This is a genomic window from Actinoallomurus soli, from assembly GCF_024055715.1.
Taxonomy (GTDB): domain Bacteria; phylum Actinomycetota; class Actinomycetes; order Streptosporangiales; family Streptosporangiaceae; genus Actinoallomurus; species Actinoallomurus soli.
Genome location: NZ_JAMXMV010000024.1, coordinates 57,628 through 72,767 on the forward strand (window position 1 = coordinate 57,628; position 15,140 = coordinate 72,767).

At 70.4% G+C, this 15,140-nt stretch carries 15 protein-coding genes; 10 read left to right on the forward strand and 5 right to left on the reverse strand.

What is annotated here, in order from left to right:
* Positions 1-119: 119 nt before the first annotated feature.
* The 7 genes from NDW01_RS36320 to NDW01_RS36350 all read left to right on the forward strand — a co-directional run bounded on the left by NDW01_RS36320 (position 120) and on the right by NDW01_RS36350 (position 7,809).
* Positions 120-1,697, forward strand: coding sequence for an acyl-CoA synthetase (locus NDW01_RS36320; protein WP_252828889.1), 1,578 nt, complete (start codon positions 120-122; stop codon positions 1,695-1,697).
* Positions 1,687-2,631 (forward strand): Zn-ribbon domain-containing OB-fold protein, encoded by a 945-nt coding sequence (locus NDW01_RS36325; protein WP_252828890.1) that lies wholly within the window; start codon positions 1,687-1,689, stop codon positions 2,629-2,631. Before NDW01_RS36320 ends, NDW01_RS36325 begins: the two co-directional genes overlap by 11 nt.
* The gene (locus tag NDW01_RS36330; protein WP_252828891.1) at positions 2,628-3,653 is read left to right on the forward strand and encodes a thiolase domain-containing protein; all 1,026 of its coding nucleotides are present in this window, start codon (positions 2,628-2,630) and stop codon (positions 3,651-3,653) included. The genes NDW01_RS36325 and NDW01_RS36330 overlap by 4 nt, the downstream gene beginning before the upstream one ends.
* Before the next feature lie 3 nt (positions 3,654-3,656).
* Positions 3,657-4,814 carry a thiolase domain-containing protein gene (locus NDW01_RS36335; protein WP_252828892.1) on the forward strand — a complete coding sequence of 386 codons (1,158 nt, stop codon included), beginning with the start codon at positions 3,657-3,659 and terminating at the stop codon, positions 4,812-4,814.
* Positions 4,815-4,843: 29 nt separating this feature from the next.
* Complete coding sequence (locus NDW01_RS36340; RefSeq protein WP_252828893.1) at positions 4,844-6,451, forward strand: acyl-CoA synthetase; 1,608 nt, start codon at positions 4,844-4,846, stop codon at positions 6,449-6,451.
* 210 nt (positions 6,452-6,661) lie between these two features.
* A complete protein-coding gene (locus tag NDW01_RS36345) occupies positions 6,662-7,135 on the forward strand; it encodes a MarR family winged helix-turn-helix transcriptional regulator (protein ID WP_252828894.1) in 474 nt (157 codons plus the stop codon).
* Between the two features lie 308 nt (positions 7,136-7,443).
* Complete coding sequence (locus NDW01_RS36350; protein WP_252828895.1) at positions 7,444-7,809, forward strand: hypothetical protein; 366 nt, start codon at positions 7,444-7,446, stop codon at positions 7,807-7,809.
* Positions 7,810-7,987: 178 nt separating this feature from the next.
* Here NDW01_RS36350 and NDW01_RS36355 read toward each other — a convergent pair whose 3' ends face one another.
* Positions 7,988-9,037 (reverse strand): NAD(P)-dependent alcohol dehydrogenase, encoded by a 1,050-nt coding sequence (locus NDW01_RS36355; protein ID WP_252828896.1) that lies wholly within the window; start codon positions 9,035-9,037, stop codon positions 7,988-7,990.
* Positions 9,038-9,130: 93 nt separating this feature from the next.
* Between NDW01_RS36355 and NDW01_RS36360 the strand changes: the two genes are divergently transcribed.
* The gene (locus NDW01_RS36360) at positions 9,131-9,709 is read left to right on the forward strand and encodes a TetR family transcriptional regulator (RefSeq protein ID WP_252784269.1); all 579 of its coding nucleotides are present in this window, start codon (positions 9,131-9,133) and stop codon (positions 9,707-9,709) included.
* A 114-nt stretch (positions 9,710-9,823) separates the two neighbouring features.
* On the opposite strand, the gene NDW01_RS36365 is transcribed toward NDW01_RS36360, so the two are convergent.
* The gene (locus NDW01_RS36365) at positions 9,824-10,723 is read right to left on the reverse strand and encodes a LysR family transcriptional regulator (RefSeq protein WP_252828897.1); all 900 of its coding nucleotides are present in this window, start codon (positions 10,721-10,723) and stop codon (positions 9,824-9,826) included.
* Between the two features lie 103 nt (positions 10,724-10,826).
* Between NDW01_RS36365 and NDW01_RS36370 the strand changes: the two genes are divergently transcribed.
* Positions 10,827-11,363 (forward strand): cysteine dioxygenase family protein, encoded by a 537-nt coding sequence (locus NDW01_RS36370; protein WP_252828898.1) that lies wholly within the window; start codon positions 10,827-10,829, stop codon positions 11,361-11,363.
* A gap of 48 nt (positions 11,364-11,411) precedes the next feature.
* Here the strand turns inward: NDW01_RS36370 and NDW01_RS36375 are convergent, their stop codons facing one another.
* The 3 genes from NDW01_RS36375 to NDW01_RS36385 form a co-directional block, all read right to left on the reverse strand.
* On the reverse strand, positions 11,412-11,933 hold the full coding sequence (locus NDW01_RS36375; RefSeq protein WP_252828899.1) for a MarR family winged helix-turn-helix transcriptional regulator: 522 nt from the start codon (positions 11,931-11,933) through the stop codon (positions 11,412-11,414).
* 143 nt (positions 11,934-12,076) lie between these two features.
* Complete coding sequence (locus tag NDW01_RS36380; RefSeq protein ID WP_406567796.1) at positions 12,077-13,492, reverse strand: DHA2 family efflux MFS transporter permease subunit; 1,416 nt, start codon at positions 13,490-13,492, stop codon at positions 12,077-12,079.
* Positions 13,493-13,934: 442 nt separating this feature from the next.
* Entirely contained in the window at positions 13,935-14,462 is a 528-nt protein-coding gene (locus NDW01_RS36385) for a hypothetical protein (protein ID WP_252828901.1), read from the reverse strand.
* A gap of 65 nt (positions 14,463-14,527) precedes the next feature.
* Here NDW01_RS36385 and NDW01_RS36390 point away from each other — a divergent pair, with 65 nt between their 5' ends.
* Positions 14,528-15,133, forward strand: coding sequence for a TetR/AcrR family transcriptional regulator (locus NDW01_RS36390; RefSeq protein WP_252828902.1), 606 nt, complete (start codon positions 14,528-14,530; stop codon positions 15,131-15,133).
* Positions 15,134-15,140: the final 7 nt, after the last annotated feature.

The following is a 15,140-nucleotide window of genomic DNA, read 5'->3' on the forward strand; positions in this document are numbered from 1 at the left end:
GAACGGATTCTAGTGATGCGTATCGCATCCGAACAGGGGTTGTCGATCAAAACGAGAACGTGATCTACTGCGAGCGGAACCTCCGTACGACCGGTGTCGAGACGTACAGGGAGTAGTCCATGGGCTCGTTGGGCTTTTGGCGGCTGGCGGACAAGGACCCGGACTGGGTCGCGGCCGTGGACCCGGACGGGACGGAGTACCGCGCGGCGGAGTTGCTCGCCCGCTGCAACCAGGTCGTGCACGGGCTGCGCGACCTCGGGCTGCGGTCGGGCGACGGGATCTGCGGGCTCGTGCCCAACGGCGTCGACGGTCTGGTCCTCTACCTCGCCGCGCTGCAGGCCGGCTGGTACTACACGCCGATCAACTGGCACCTCACCGGCCCGGAGATCGGCTACATCGTCGCCGACAGTGAGGCCAAGGCATTCTTCGTGCACGAGCGGTACGCGGCCGAGGGCGCCCGAGGCGCGGAGGAGGCCGGGCTCGACCCGCGGCGGCGGTTTTCGCTCGTGTCGGAGACGCGGAATGGGCACCGTGGGGCGGTGCCGGGGTTCCGGGACTTCGGGGAGCTGGTCGCCGGGCGGCCGGACACCCTCCCGGAGGACCGTACGAACGGCGCGACCATGCACTACACCTCGGGGACCACGGGGCGGCCCAAGGGGGTCCGCCGCGCGCTGGCCGGCATCGACCCGGACGACAGCGCGGAGCTGATGACGTTCCTGCTGACGTTCTTCGGCTTCACGCCGGGCCGGCCGAACGCCCACCTCGTCACCTCGCCGAACTACCACACGGCGGTCACCCAGTTCGGCGGGTCGGCGCTGCACATGGGGCACACGCTGGTCTACATGGACCGGTGGGACGCCGAGGAGGCGCTGCGCCTCATCGAGCGGTACCGGATCACGAACACGCACATGGTCCCGACCCACTTCAAGCGCCTGCTGTCGCTGCCCCAGGAGGTGCGCGAGCGGTACGACGTCTCGTCGATGCGGTGGGCGATCCACGCGGCCGCGCCCTGCCCGGTGCCGCTCAAGCAGGCGATGCTCGACTGGTGGGGCGACTGCATCTGGGAGTACTACGCCGCGACCGAGGGCGGCGGCACGATCGCGAGCCCGCAGGACTGGCGGGAGCACCCCGGGACCGTTGGCAAGGCGTGGCCGATCAGCGAGCTGCTGATCGTCGACGACGACGGCAACGAGGTCCCCCAGGGCACGCCCGGCACCATCTACATGAAGATGATGAGCGCCACGTTCGAGTACAAGGGCGACCCGGAGAAGACGCGGGCGAACCGGCTCAAGGACTTCTTCACCGTCGGCGACGTCGGCTACCTCACCGAGGACGGTTACCTGTTCCTGTCCGACCGCAAGGCCGACATGATCATCTCGGGCGGGGCGAACATCTACCCCGCCGAGATCGAGAACGAGATCATCGTCCACCCCAAGGTCGCCGACGTCGCCGTCTTCGGCATCCCGGACGACGAGTGGGGCGAACAGATCAAGGCCGTCGTCGAGCCCGCCGAGGGCGTCGCGCCCGGCCCGGAGCTGGCCGAGGAGATCCTCACCTCCCTGGACGGCAAGCTGGCCCGGATGAAGTGGCCGCGGTCGTTCGACTTCATCGAGCGGATGCCCCGCGAGCCCAACGGCAAGCTCCTCAAACGCAAGCTGCGGGACCCGTACTGGAAGGACCGCCAGAATGCCATCTAGCGAGAAGGAGCCGCTCGTCGCCGACCACGTCCTGGAGTTTCCCGGCGGGTACACGCGATCGGTCGGGCCGGTGATCGGCCGGTTCCTCACCGAGCTGCGCGACGGCCGCCTCGTCGGGGTCCGTACGGCGTCCGGTGGGGTGCTGTTCCCGCCGGCCGAGTACGACGCCGACGGCGAGGCGGTCACGGACGAGTACGTCGAGGTCGGGCCCGGCGGCACGGTGACGTCCTGGTCGTGGGTGCCGCGCCCGCGCGCGACCCACCCGCTGGACCGGCCGTTCGCCTGGGCGCTGATCCGGCCCGACGGGGCCGACACCGCGCTCCTGCACGCCCTCGATGTCGGGACGTTCGAACCGGGCGCGGATCCGCCGAAGTCCCTGCGCACCGGCATGCGCGTACGGCCGAGGTTCCGCGCCGAGCGCACCGGCTCGATCCGGGACATCGAGTGCTTCCGGCCCGACGTCACGATGATCACGGTGCCGAGCCGGGCGGAGTACCGCCTGAACGCGGGCCGGGCGCTGACCAGGTTCCTCGACGGGGTGTCCGAGGGGCGCCTGCTCGGTCATCGCTGTGACGTCTGCGGCAAGGTCTACGTGCCGCTGCGCGGGCTGTGCCCGGTCGACGGCGTGCCCACGACCGACGAGGTGGAGGTCGCCGACACCGGCACGGTCACGACGTTCGCGGTGAACAACATCCCGGACCCGCGTGCCCCGCAGGTGCCGTTCGTCTCGGCGTACATCCTGCTCGACGGCTCCGACATCTCCCTGCTCGCGCTGGTCGCCGGCATCGACGCCGACCGGGTGCGGATGGGCATGCGTGTGAAGGCGGCCTGGAAGCCGCGCGAGGAGTGGGGCCGGACCATGGAGAACATCCGGTGGTTCGAACCCACCGGCGAGCCCGATGTCCCCTTCGACGCGATCAAGGACTATCTATGAGCAGGGACGTCGCGGTCGTCGCGTTCGCGCAGACGAAGCACACGGGCGAGGACGCCGGGCTGACCGAGGTGGAGCTGCTCGCCCCGGTCATCACCGAGATCAAGCAGGCCACCGGGCTGAACCGCTTCGGGTTCACCTGCTCCGGTTCGCTGGACTACCTCGCCGGGGCGCCGTTCTCGTTCGTGTCCGCGCTGGACACGGTCGGGGCGTGGCCGCCGATCTCGGAGAGCCACGTCGAGATGGACGGCGCGTGGGCGCTGTACGAGGCGTGGGTCCGGCTGCAGCACGGCGACGTCGACACCGCGTTGGTGTACGGCTTCGGCAAGACCTCCCAGGGGTCGCTGCGGGAGATCATGACGCTGCAGCTCGACCCGTACTACCTGGCGCCGCTCGGCCCCGACCAGGTGTCGCTGGCCGCGCTGCAGGCCCGCGCGTTCCTCGACGCCGGGCACAAGGAGGACGACCTGCGCGCCGTGGCCGCCCGCTCCCGTGCGGCCGGGCGCGCCAACCCGTACGCCCTCGACCTGCCCGACCCGGCGGATGAGGGCTACGAGGTCGCGCCGCTGCGCCCGCATGACTGCGCGCCGATCACCGACGGCGCGGCGGCGGTCGTGCTGGCCGCCGGCGACCGCGCCCGTGAGCTGAGCGGGCACCCGGCCTGGATCCGCGGCATCGACCACCGGATCGAGGCGCACTCCCTCGGCGTCCGCGACCTCAGCCGCTCGGAGTCGGCCGCGCTGGCGGCCGGGAAGGCGGGCGCGCGGGACGTCGAGGTGGCCGAGCTGCACGCGCAGTTCAGCCACGAGGAGCTCATCCTGCGGGAGGCGATCGGCCTGGCCGACGACGTCCGCGTCAACCCGTCCGGCGGGCCGCTCGCCGCCAACCCCGTCATGGCCACCGGCCTGATCCGCATCGGCGAGGCGGCGTCGTGGATCCACCGCGGCGAGGCCCGCCGCACGCTCGGGCACGCGGCGTCCGGGCCGTGCCTGCAGCACAATCTCGTCTGCGTCCTGGAGGCCTGAGGCATGGGAAACCCCTGCGCGGTGATCGGGGTCGGCCAGACCGAGTACCGCACCAAGCGCACCGACGTGTCCATCGCCGGTCTCGTACGCGAGGCGGCGCTGCGCGCCCTCGACGACGCCGGGCTGACGTTCACGGACATCGACGCGGTCGTCATCGGCAAGGCGCCCGACCTGTTCGAGGGCGTCATGATGCCCGAGGCGTACCTCGCGGACGCGCTCGGCGCGCGCGGCAAGCCGATGATCCGCGTGCACACCGCCGGGTCGGTCGGCGGCTCCACCGCCCTCGTCGCGGCGAGCCTCGTCCAGGCCGGCGTGCACGACCGCGTCCTCGTCGTCGCCTGGGAGAAACAGTCCGAGTCGAACGCGACCTGGGCGCTGTCCACGCACCCGCCGCTGTCCCCGACGATCGTCGTCGGCGCGGGCGGCTACTTCGCCCCGCACATCCGCGCGTACATGCGGCGCACCGGCGCGCCCGACCACATCGGCACGCTCGTCGCGGTCAAGGACCGGCAGAACGCCCTGAAGAACCCCTACGCCCACCTGCGCATCCCCGGCATCTCCCGCGAGATGGTCGAGTCGACGCCGATGCTGTGGGAGCCGATCCGCTACCTGGAGACGTGCCCGTCCAGCGACGGCGCGGCCGCGATGGTGCTCGCCTCCGAGGACGCCGCCCGGCGCGCCCCGAACCCGCCCGCCTGGGTGCACGGCACCGCCATGCGCTCCGAGCCGATCTTCTTCGCGGGCCGCGACACCGTGAACCCGCAGGCGGGCAAGGACTGCGCCGCCGACGTGTACCGGCAGGCGGGCATCACCGACCCGCGCCGCGAACTGGACTGCGCCGAGGTCTACGTCCCCTTCTCCTGGTACGAGCCGATGTGGCTGGAGAACCTCGGCTTCTGCGGCGAGGGCGAGGGCTGGAAGCTCACCGAGAGCGGCGCGACCGCCCTCGACGGCGACATCCCCTGGAACCCCTCGGGCGGCGTCCTTTCGTCCAACCCGATCGGCGCGTCCGGCCTCATCCGCTTCGCCGAGGCGGCCCTGCAGGTACGCGGGCTGGCCGGCGAGCACCAGGTCGAGGGCGCGCGCCGGGCCCTCGGCCACGCGTACGGCGGCGGCGCGCAGTTCTACGCGATGTGGGTCGTCGGCTCCGACCGACCCTGACACCCGGACCGGCCCTACGGAGGCCCGCGATGGAGTTCAACCACGCCGACCTGTTCGAGGGACTCGCGGACGCGATCGGCGACCGCACCGCCGTGGTCGTCTTCGACTCGGCCGGTGGCACGGAACGCCGGACGTACGCCGAGCTGAACGACGAGGCGGACCGGCTGGCGCACCACCTGCGGGCGGCGGGCGTCGAACCCGGCGGGCACGTCGGGATCCAGCTGTACAACGGCGTGGAGTACGTGGCGGCGCTGCTCGCCGCGCTGAAGATCCGCGCCGTGCCGGTCAACGTCAACTACCGGTACGTCGAGGCCGAACTGGCCTACCTCTACGACGACGCCGACCTGGTGGCGCTGGTGTACGACGCGGAGTTCGAGGACCGCGTCGAGACGGCGGCCGCCGGCGCCTCGTTACTGCGGCACCGGATCGTCGTCGGCGGGCGGTCCCCGCACGCGGTCTCCTACCCCGACGCCCTGGCGGAGCGGGCCGCCGCCGACTTCCCGGAGCGGTCCGGCCAGGACGTCTACATCATCTACACGGGCGGCACGACCGGCATGCCCAAGGGCGTCATGTGGCGGTGCGAGGACCTGTTCATGGCGTTCGGCGGCGGCAACCCGTACGGCGAGCCGCGGCGGACGCCCGACGAGGTCATCGAGGCCGCCAAGGGCTCCGGGCCGCTCGTCATGATGGCGGCCGCGCCGCTCATGCACGGCGCCGCGCAGATGGCCACGTTCATCGGCTGGTGGATGGGCGCGACGCTCGTCTACACGCGCCGCTTCGACGCGGCGGAGGTGCTGGCCGCGATCGAGGCCGAGAAGGTCTTCACGGTCAACATCACCGGCGACGCGATGGCCCGGCCGCTCGCCGACGCCATCGCCACCGGGTCGCATGACCTGAGCTCCCTCGGCGTGCTCAGCTCCACCGGCGCGATCCTCTCGGGCTCCGTACGGGACCGGCTGCAGGAGCTGCTGCCGAACGTGATGATCCTCGACAACTTCGGATCCTCGGAGTCGGGGTTCACCGCCTCGGGCGTCGAGGGCTCCTCCCCGGAGTCGGGCATGCGGTACCGGCCGAACAACGCGCGGCTGCGGGTGCTGGACGACGCGCTCACGGAGGTCGAGCCGGGCTCCGGCGTCATCGGCCAGGTCGCCAAGAGCGGCCACATCGCCTTCGGCTACTACAACGACCCGACGAAGACGGCCAAGACGTTCGTCGAGGTCGAGGGCGTGCGCTGGCTCCTGACCGGCGACATCGCGACCGTGGAGGTCGACGGCACGATCGCGATCTTCGGCCGGGGCTCGCAGTGCATCAACACCGGCGGGGAGAAGGTCTACCCCGAGGAGATCGAGGCGGTGCTGAAACGCCACCCCGCCGTCTTCGACGCGCTGGTCACGGGCATCCCCGACGAGCGCTTCGGCAGCCGCGTCGCCGCCGTCGTCCAGCCGTACGGCGAGCCGCCGTCCGCCGCCGACCTCGACGCCCACTGCCGCGCCGTCCTGTCCGGCTACAAGGTCCCCCGCACCTACGCCTTCGTCCCGGAGATGCAACGCTCCCCGGCCGGCAAGGCGGACTACCGCTGGGCCAAACACATCGCCCAACAGGCCGCCGTTCATGAGAACGCGTCTTCAACCGACTGAAGAACGGGACGTACACCGAGAAGACCGAGGTCACCATGGGGGAGAAGCTCTACATCCCGGAGCCGGTCGACTTCACGCTGGACACCGCGATCTTCCTGGACTGAGCCCGCCCGACGGTCGCGTCGCGGCTCGGGTCTCCCTTGGCCAGGGATAGACTGAGGGTGATAGCTCTAAATCAGAGCGTCTTCAGCCGGCCGAGAGTGAGGTTCGATGGCGTCGTCCGAGCGTGCGGAGCTCATCGCGGAGTTGAGCCACCAGGCTCGCGTGAGCACGATGTGGACGGTGCTGCTGCACAACGCCATCGCCAGCCGGTCGGGCATCAACGTCACCGACATGCAGTGCGTCAACCTGCTGCAGCTGCAGGGCCCGATGACGCCGGGTCAGCTCGCGGACGCCATGTTCCTCACCACCGGAGGGGCCATCACGGCCGTGATCGACCGGCTGGAGCGGGCCGGGATGGTGCGTCGCCGCCGCGACGAGAAGGACCGGCGCCGCGTCCTCGTCGAGGTGCTGGAGGACGGCCCGTTCACGGAGCTGGGCCGGCGGTTCATGCCGGTGGCCGAGCTGTACGAGAAGGTGCTGACCGGCTACAGCGAGGACGACCTTCGCGTCGTCCTCCGCTACCTCACCCGGAACAACGAGGTCTCGCCGGAGGTCATCGAGCGGGTGAAACAACTCGGCTGACAGTGATCCAGGTCCCCAATGCGAGCGAGGTCTGTTCTCATGTCCCACGCGAGCACCGCCACCTTGACTTGGCGAAAGAGCGCAGCCCTGAACTAGGACCTGAGACTGTGCGGAAACCCGGTCGCTCCGCCTTCGGACTCGGACTCGCCGCCATCGCGGCGCTGGCCGGATGCGGAGGCGGGGCCAAGCCCCCGACCCCTGCCGCGCCGCCTGGAGTCAGTTTTGGGGCGCGCCATGTACCTGCCGGCCACGAGTCCGCAAAAGAGATAGCCGGGAGTCGGGCAGCGGTCATCCGCTTCATCGCCGCGATGCGGGCGCGCGATCCGGCGGCGGTCGCGCGGACGGCCGTCGGAACCGACGCCGCGGCCAGCGCGCAGAGCCTCGTCCGGAATTACGCGCACCGGTTGAACGGGTCGGTCACCGTCACCTTCGACGAGGAAAAGGACAACCGGGGCCGCACCGCCTGCTTGAACTATCCCGCTTACCCCTACCAGCTCTACCTCTTCGTGGTGAAAGGGAACAACGGCAAGGACAGCACGCATTGGAAAGTGAGCCTCGGGAACGCGCAAGGCCCGCCCCCGCCGATTCCGCCCGGCCACCCCACCCCTGGCCCGAGTCACGACAAGGACTCCTTCTGTCAGGACGGCTTCGACGTTGATCAACCACTTGGCTGAGGACCTTGATCGGGCGCGGGCATCGTCCCGTGGTCGGCGTTCGACGATGGTCAGGCGCACGTATCGGGCCATCACCGGCAGCGCGGCCCCGCCGCACCGGCGCCCCGGGCACGGACGTCTGACGGTTGGACACCTCGACGCCGCCATCCGCCGGCTGAAAGCCCGGGGCTGCGGTTCCTTAGCCGATGGGCTGGTCGAGGTCGGACAGGTCGAGTACGAAGCGGTAGCGGACGTCGCCGCGGCCGAGGCGGTCGAGTGCCTCCTGGACGCGTGCCGAGGGCAGCACCTCGACGTCGGCCGTGATGGCGTGGTCGGCGCAGAAGTCCAGCAGTTCGGCGGTGTGGCGGCGGCCGCCGGTGCCGGAGGAGGTCAGCTTCTTGCGGCCCTGCACCAGGTCGAGGACCTGGACCGGCTGCTTCAGGGGGTAGCCGAGCAGGGCGAGGGTGCCGTCCAGGGCCGCCATGCGCAGTAGCGGGGACAGGTCGTGCGCGACGGGGATGGTGTCCAGGATGAGGTCGAACCTGCCGCGTGCCCGCTGGGTCTGCCGGTCGTCGGTGGTCACCAGGGTGTCGGCTGCTCCGAGCTTGTGGGCGTCGCCGGCCTTGCCGGGGGTGCGGCTGAGGACGGTGACCTCGGCACCGAGCGCGGCGGCCAGCTTCACCCCCAGGTGCCCCAGCCCGCCGAGGCCGGCCACGGCGACCCGGCTGCCCGGTCCGATCCCGGCCGCGCGCAGGGGCTCCCAGACGCTGATCCCGGCGCACATCAGCGGGGCGGCGGCGGCCTGGTCGAGCCCGCCCGGCAGGCGGTAGGCGAACCGGTCGCGCAGCACGTATTCACGGCTGTAGCCGCCCTGGGTCTTGGTGCCGTCGACGCGGTCGGTCCCGCCGTAGGTGGTGACGGGGCCCTCGTAGCAGAAGTTCTCCTGCCCGATCCGGCACATCGCGCAGACCCCGCACGAATCGACGATGGTCCCGACCGCGACCCGGTCACCTGCCGAGAACGCGGTCACCGCGGCGCCGACGGCGGTGACCGTGCCGGTGAACTCGTGGCCGGGCACCAGAGCGCCCTCGCCGAGAAGGCCGCCGATCCGGTGCAGGTCGCTGTGGCACACGCCGCAGTAGTCGACGCGGACCGCGAGGTCGTCGTCGCGCAGGTCGCGGCGCTCGATCCGGACACGCCGCAGCGTGGTCGTGCCTTTGGCACTCATCCAGCCGGTGGTGGTACGCATGGATTCCTCCAAACAGACTATTCGGTCTGTTCCTACGGTAGGCCACGCTCGACCCAGAAGTAAACCAACTAGTCTGTCTGCTAGGCTGGGATCATGCCCGAGCTGCCGACCACCCCGAAGGGCGTCGCGACCAGGCGCCGGATTCTGGACGCGGCCGCCGAGGAGTTCGCGCAGTGGGGCATCGCCGGGGCCAGGATCGACCGCATCACCGCCGCCGCGCGCACCAACAAGGCCCAGGTGTACGGCTATTTCGGCAGCAAGGACGGCCTGTTCGACGCGGTGATCGCCGACCACGCCGACCGCCTCATGAGCGCCGTCGCCTTCGACGCCGATGACCTGCCCGGCTGGGCCGTGGGGATGTACGACGAGAACCTGCGCCATCCCGAGCTGGTCCGCCTCATGGCCTGGCTGCGGCTGGAACGACGCCCGGCGGGACGCCTCACCGAGACCCCCGACGACGAGCCGAAGATCACCGCCATCGCCGCCGCCCAGGCCGCCGGACGGCTCCGCCAGGGCGACCCCCTCGACCTGATCGCCCTGGTCATCGCCATGGCCTGTGCCTGGTCCCCGGCCAGCGGTTTCTACGCCGCCACCGCGGACGAACCCGCCACCGACCACGACCGCCGCCGGGCCCTCCTACGCGAGTGCGTCGCCCGCGCCCTCGCTCCCTGACCGAACACCCGCCTACCGCCCGGGAGGGGCAGGCGATCACCGACTGCGGGTGTACATGGAGACGGGTCGGCGGAGCGCAGGGGCGGCCGGCGGTCTCGTCACCCGGGTCGGCCGCTACGTGCCGGCGATGGCGGGCTCGGGACGGAACTCCGCGTCGGTGGTCTCGCGGAGCGCGTCGAGGAGGGCCGTGGTGGCCGGAGGTTCGGGCGGTTCGCCGTACGCGGCGGCGAGGACGTAGCGGGTCGAGCCGGGCAGCGCGACGGTGTGGACGTCGGGGTTGCGGGCCGCCTGGAGCGTCAGCGCCGGCAGCGCGGTCACGCCCAGACCGGCCGCGACGAGGGCCTGGACGGCGACGAAGTCGTCGGTGGTGAACGACACGCGGGGTTCGAAACCCGCGCGTTCGCACATCTCCAGCAGGTGCAGGCGGCAGCGGTCGCAGCCGGCGATCCACTCGGCGTCGGCGTACGCCGCCAGGTCCGGCTCGGCGGCCTCGGCCGTCACCAGGTGGCTCGGCTCGTCCAGCAGCCGCCACGTGCGGATGTCGTCCTCCTCGGCGCCGGGGTCGTACCGGAAGATCACCGCGACGTCGACGTAACCGGCGCGGAGCATGCGGACGGCCTCGGGCGGCTCGGCCTCGGTGAGGCTCACCCGGAGGCCGGGATGGCGCTCGGCCAGCAGTGACGCCGCCCGTGGCACGAACGTGCCGAGCGCCGAGGGGAAGGCGGCCAGGCGCACCCGGCCCTGGTCGAGCCCGACGTGCGCGGACAGCTCGGCCTCGGCCGCGTCGAGCCGGCCGAGGATCTCCGCGCCCCGTTCGGCGAGCGTCCGGCCCGCCTCGGTGAGGCGGATGCCGCGGCCGACGCGTTGCACCAGCTTGGCGCCGGTCTCGGCCTCCAGCCGCGCGAGGTGGTGGCTGACCGACGGCTGGGAGTAGTGCAGCTCCTTCGCGGCGGCCGTCACCGAGCCCGTACGGGCCACCGCGACCAGCACCCGGAGCCGGGAAACGTCCAGCATGCGGCCAATATATCGACCCTGTCTATGGGAGCGGCCAGGTATTGGCATTGGACCGATGATTGCGTCGTCCGGCAGCCTGGAGGGGATTGAGGAGGTGGCCGAGATGACAGCCGTGCTTGAGACCATGCGCCCTGGCCTGGAGGATCTGGTGACGGGGGTGCGGGCGGCCGTGGACCGCCACGCCGACTGGCGGGAGACCGCGCGGCTCGTCGCGGCCGAGTTGCGGCGTCACCTGCCCACGCCGGACGTGCTGACCGCCGAGGAGCGGCTGGGCGACCCCGACCGGTACGTCAGCCACACGCTGTACGTCGAGCCGGGCGGCACGTTCTCGCTGGTGGGGCTCGTGTGGCGGCCCGGGCAGATCACGCCGATCCACGACCACGTCACGTGGTGCGTCTTCGGCGTGCTGCAGGGCGTGGAGCACGAGGAGCTGTACGTGCAGCGGGACGACCATCTGGTCCGCGTGGGGGTCAACGACAACCACGTCGGCGAGGTCAGCGGCTTCGCCCCGCCGGGCGACATCCATCGCGTACGGAACTCCGGCGACGACATCGCGATCTCCCTGCACATCTACGGCACGGACATCTCCCGCGTCGAGTCCAGCGTGCGACGCGTCTACGACCTGCCCGCGCGGGACTAGGGGTATTGACGACAGGTGCCGTTCGGCGCGCAGGACGTCAAGGACGCCTCATTGCGGCCGGCGGGTATCGACCGGCTGCGGCGGATTGGCTCCTGTTCGAGGCCGCCCTCGGTCTGGACTGCGGCCATTGCCCGCACGTTCGCGCAGCAGACGCAAAGCCGCCGAGAAGCTCGCGCGTTCGTCGTCCGACAGCGCACCGAACAGGTGCCCGAATGCTTCCTGCTTAGGACCCACCGAACTGACGAACGTCTTGGTGCCGAGTTCGGTGATCTTCACGAGGGTGGCCCGCCGATCGGTCGGATCAGGTTGCCGCTGGGCGAGCCCATCCCGTTCCAACGTGTCGACGGTCTGGGTAAGGCTACGAGCCCCGGTGCCGGTGAGCGCGGCGAGTTCGGTGAAGCGGCGCGGCCCATGTTCGTGCAGGATGCCGAGAAGTTTGCTGCATGCCATCGGGATGCTGGAGTCACCCATGGCGGCCTCGACGTGACGATCCACATAACGTCGGAGCACGTGGTAGAGAGAAAAGAACTCGTCGGCGACCTCTGCCGGGGATGGTGCCTGATCGGCCATCGTGTCGATTCCTTTCGACGATCGCCTCACCCGAGTGTCCTGGTGGGCGTGAAGGTTCGCGGGCGGCGGTGAAGATCCTCGGGTCCTCGGGGTGCGGACCTTTGCATTCTTCACCGCCGCCCGCCGGTGTTCTTCTTCAACCTCTATTCCTGGCTCGGGCTTCCTGGCGTCGGCGATGACGTGGCGGTGGGGAGCGCCCTCTCCGCGGTGCGCTTGGCGTGGCCGGTCGTCCCGACCAGGCCCAGGGCGAGAACGGCGAGGCCGTAGGCGCCCATCAGGATCCAGCCGGTATGGGTGGCCGTCGCGAGTTGCGCGCGGCTGCCAGCGGTTACGGAGGCGAGTGTCACGCCGGCGATGGCGACCCCGATCGTCTGACCGATCTGACGGGTGGTCGCACTGACGCCGGCGGCGACTCCGGCCTGTTCGGGCGGCATGCCGGCGACGGCCAGCTGGGTGATCGGCCCGCTCGAGGACGAGTTGCCCAGGCCGATCAGCGCGTAGGCGATGAGGAGCCACACGATGGGGATGGTGAGCGTGACCTGGGCGAGGATCACGCTCGCCGCTGTCACCGCGACGCCGGCGATGACGAACGGGATCCGTGCACCGAACCTGCCAAGGATCTTTCCGTTCCGTGGCCCCCAGAGCACGCTCACGATCGCCAGCGGCACCATCAGCAGGCCGGTCTTCAACGGGCCGTAGCCCCGTGCGTCCTGCAGGTAGATGCTGTTGACGTAGAGGAACGAGCCGAGCGAGGCGAATGAGAACACGGCGATCAGGTTGGCCGCGGAGAACGGAATGCTGCGGAAGAACCGCAGGTCCAACAGCGGTTCGGTCGCACGGGACTCATAGGCGATGAATCCGATCAGTGCGAGGAGCGCGACCGCCAGGGTGGTGATGATCGCGGGTGATCCCCATCCCAGCTTCGGGCCTTCGATCACGCCGAACACCAGGGCCGCGAGCATCAGCGCGATCAGCGCCTGGCCGCCGACGTCGACCTTGCGAGGACGCGCGGCCTTGGACTCCGGGATGACCTTGGTGGCGACCACGATGGCGGCCAGGCCGATCGGAACGTTGATCACAAAGATCCACCGCCAGCCCAACGACGAGCCGACGAGTGCTCCGCCGACGATCGGGCCGATGGCGAGCGAGAGGCCGGTCACGCCTGCCCAGACGCCGATCGCGCGGGCACGCTCGGCGCGGTCGCTGAAGACGTTGGCGATGATCGCCATGGCGACGGGGTTGAGCATCGAGCCGCCGACTCCCTGAATGACGCGGGCGCCGACGAGGAATCCGAGATCGGGTGCGACGGCGCAGAGGGCCGAGCCGAGGACGAATGTGCTCAGCCCGATGCGGAAGACGAGCTTGCGTCCGGCGCGGTCGGCCATCGACGAGGACAGCATCAGGAGCGTCGCCAGCGCCAGGGTGTACGCGTCGATGATCCACGTCAGGCTGCTCGCGCTGGTGTGGAAGTCGTGGCCGACCGATGGAAGAGCGACATTGACCGCGGTCATGTCGATGCCGACGAGTAGCACGCTGACGCAGCAGACACCGAGGACGATCGAGCGTCCGCGGGATGCGAAGGAGCTCCCCGCGGGGAGTGGGGTGCCGTGCGCGGCCGGCCGCGTGGAGTCGGGCGGCGCTTCCGAACCAGGCGACGCGGCTGTGCGGCCATCGCCGGTAGTTCCTCCAGCGGCATCACGCCCGGCGGCAGCCGGTGCGGCAGATGGATTGGACATTGACCCAAACCTTTCGTCGGAGCGACGAAGCAGAGGTGCCAGGTAGCGAGGTACAGGCTATCCCTGTACTACTTATTGAGGTACCTCCGAGTTTGGATCTGCTCATCGAGCCTGTCAAGCAGCCCGGCCAGGCATGCCTCGATGACGGGTCACCGGGCAGGGACCGTGCGCCGTGTGCGGGGGAACATCTCACGCGTCGAGTCCAGCGTGCGCCGCGTCTACGACCTGCCCGTACGGAACTGACCGGGGGCGCTTGCCGGACGTCTCATCGTTTGCGCGGGGCGACGGTGTAGCTGAACGAGATCACGAAGTCGATCGCGAGCACGAGTCCCCAGGGGACCATCACCGCCCACAGCTTCAGGGTGCGGTGGACGTCGCCGACCAGCAGGGTGAAGACGCCCAGTGCCGCCGCCCCCACGACGTAGGCGAGGAGGTGGCGAAGCCATTGGCCGCGTTCATGGGCGGCGTGGGCGCGCCCGGTCCTGGGCGCCTTCACGGGAGCGGGGCCGCCTGCGAAGCGATGGGCGAAGCGCTGGTCGGCCCAGCGGATCATCTGATGGCCGAAGGCGAGCGAGACGCCGATGTAGATCGCGGCCAGGCCGTGGGCGGGTGAGGCGGGCGCCCCGCGCCGAAGGTCGACGACCGAGGCCGCGAGCAGGACGACGTCGACCATCGGAACGCCGACCAGCAGGACGTTGCCGAGCCTTCGGGCGCGAAGGAGATAGCGGGTCGCGAGCCCGGTCATCAGCAGCACCCAGAAACCGATCTCGCATCCGACGATCAGAAGGATCACAGCGCCTCTTTATTTCGCACGACTGTATGAAAACGTATTTAACACGGCCGTGCGATAATGGCCAGGTGCCGAAGATCGTGGACCACGAGGCGCGCCGGACGGAGCTCGCCGACGCCGTCGGCCGGGTCATCGCCAGGGACGGGGTGAACGAGGTCTCGATACGCTCGGTCGCCGCCGAGGCCGGCTGGTCGCCAGGTGCGCTGCGGCACTACTTCACCACCCGTGCCGAGCTGCTGTCCTTCGCCTGCGAGCAGGTGATACAGCGGGTCACGGACCGGATCACCGAGCTGAGACACACCGGCACCATCCCGCAGGCGGTCCGCGACATGCTGCTGGAGACCATGCCGGTCGACGCGCGGCGTCACACCGAGGCCACCGTCGCCTTCGCCTTCCTGGCGCTCGGTCTGAGCGATCCGCGCCTGGCCGAGGTCCAGCGCACCCACTTCAACGGCATGTACGGGCTCTGCCTTCGGCTCATCGAGAGCCTGGCCGCCGAGGGCCTCCTGACGCCCCGGGCCCCCTCGGCCGAGCTCCTCGCCCGGCGCCTGCACGCGGTCGTCGACGGTCTGTCCATCCAGCGACTGGCAGGCCACCTGACCGCGGAGAGCATGATCACCCAGCTGGACGCCTATCTGGGCGAGATCATCCACGGCACCGATGGGACCCGCTGACTCACGT

Coding starts and splice junctions, on each gene's coding strand:
- NDW01_RS36320 (WP_252828889.1), top strand. CDS start 120: ATGGGCTCGTTGGGCTTTTGGCGGCTGGCGGACAAGGACCCGGACTGG.
- NDW01_RS36325 (WP_252828890.1), top strand. CDS start 1,687: ATGCCATCTAGCGAGAAGGAGCCGCTCGTCGCCGACCACGTCCTGGAG.
- NDW01_RS36330 (WP_252828891.1), top strand. CDS start 2,628: ATGAGCAGGGACGTCGCGGTCGTCGCGTTCGCGCAGACGAAGCACACG.
- NDW01_RS36335 (WP_252828892.1), top strand. CDS start 3,657: ATGGGAAACCCCTGCGCGGTGATCGGGGTCGGCCAGACCGAGTACCGC.
- NDW01_RS36340 (WP_252828893.1), top strand. CDS start 4,844: ATGGAGTTCAACCACGCCGACCTGTTCGAGGGACTCGCGGACGCGATC.
- NDW01_RS36345 (WP_252828894.1), top strand. CDS start 6,662: ATGGCGTCGTCCGAGCGTGCGGAGCTCATCGCGGAGTTGAGCCACCAG.
- NDW01_RS36350 (WP_252828895.1), top strand. CDS start 7,444: ATGCGGGCGCGCGATCCGGCGGCGGTCGCGCGGACGGCCGTCGGAACC.
- NDW01_RS36355 (WP_252828896.1), bottom strand. CDS start 9,037: ATGCGTACCACCACCGGCTGGATGAGTGCCAAAGGCACGACCACGCTG.
- NDW01_RS36360 (WP_252784269.1), top strand. CDS start 9,131: ATGCCCGAGCTGCCGACCACCCCGAAGGGCGTCGCGACCAGGCGCCGG.
- NDW01_RS36365 (WP_252828897.1), bottom strand. CDS start 10,723: ATGCTGGACGTTTCCCGGCTCCGGGTGCTGGTCGCGGTGGCCCGTACG.
- NDW01_RS36370 (WP_252828898.1), top strand. CDS start 10,827: ATGACAGCCGTGCTTGAGACCATGCGCCCTGGCCTGGAGGATCTGGTG.
- NDW01_RS36375 (WP_252828899.1), bottom strand. CDS start 11,933: ATGGCCGATCAGGCACCATCCCCGGCAGAGGTCGCCGACGAGTTCTTT.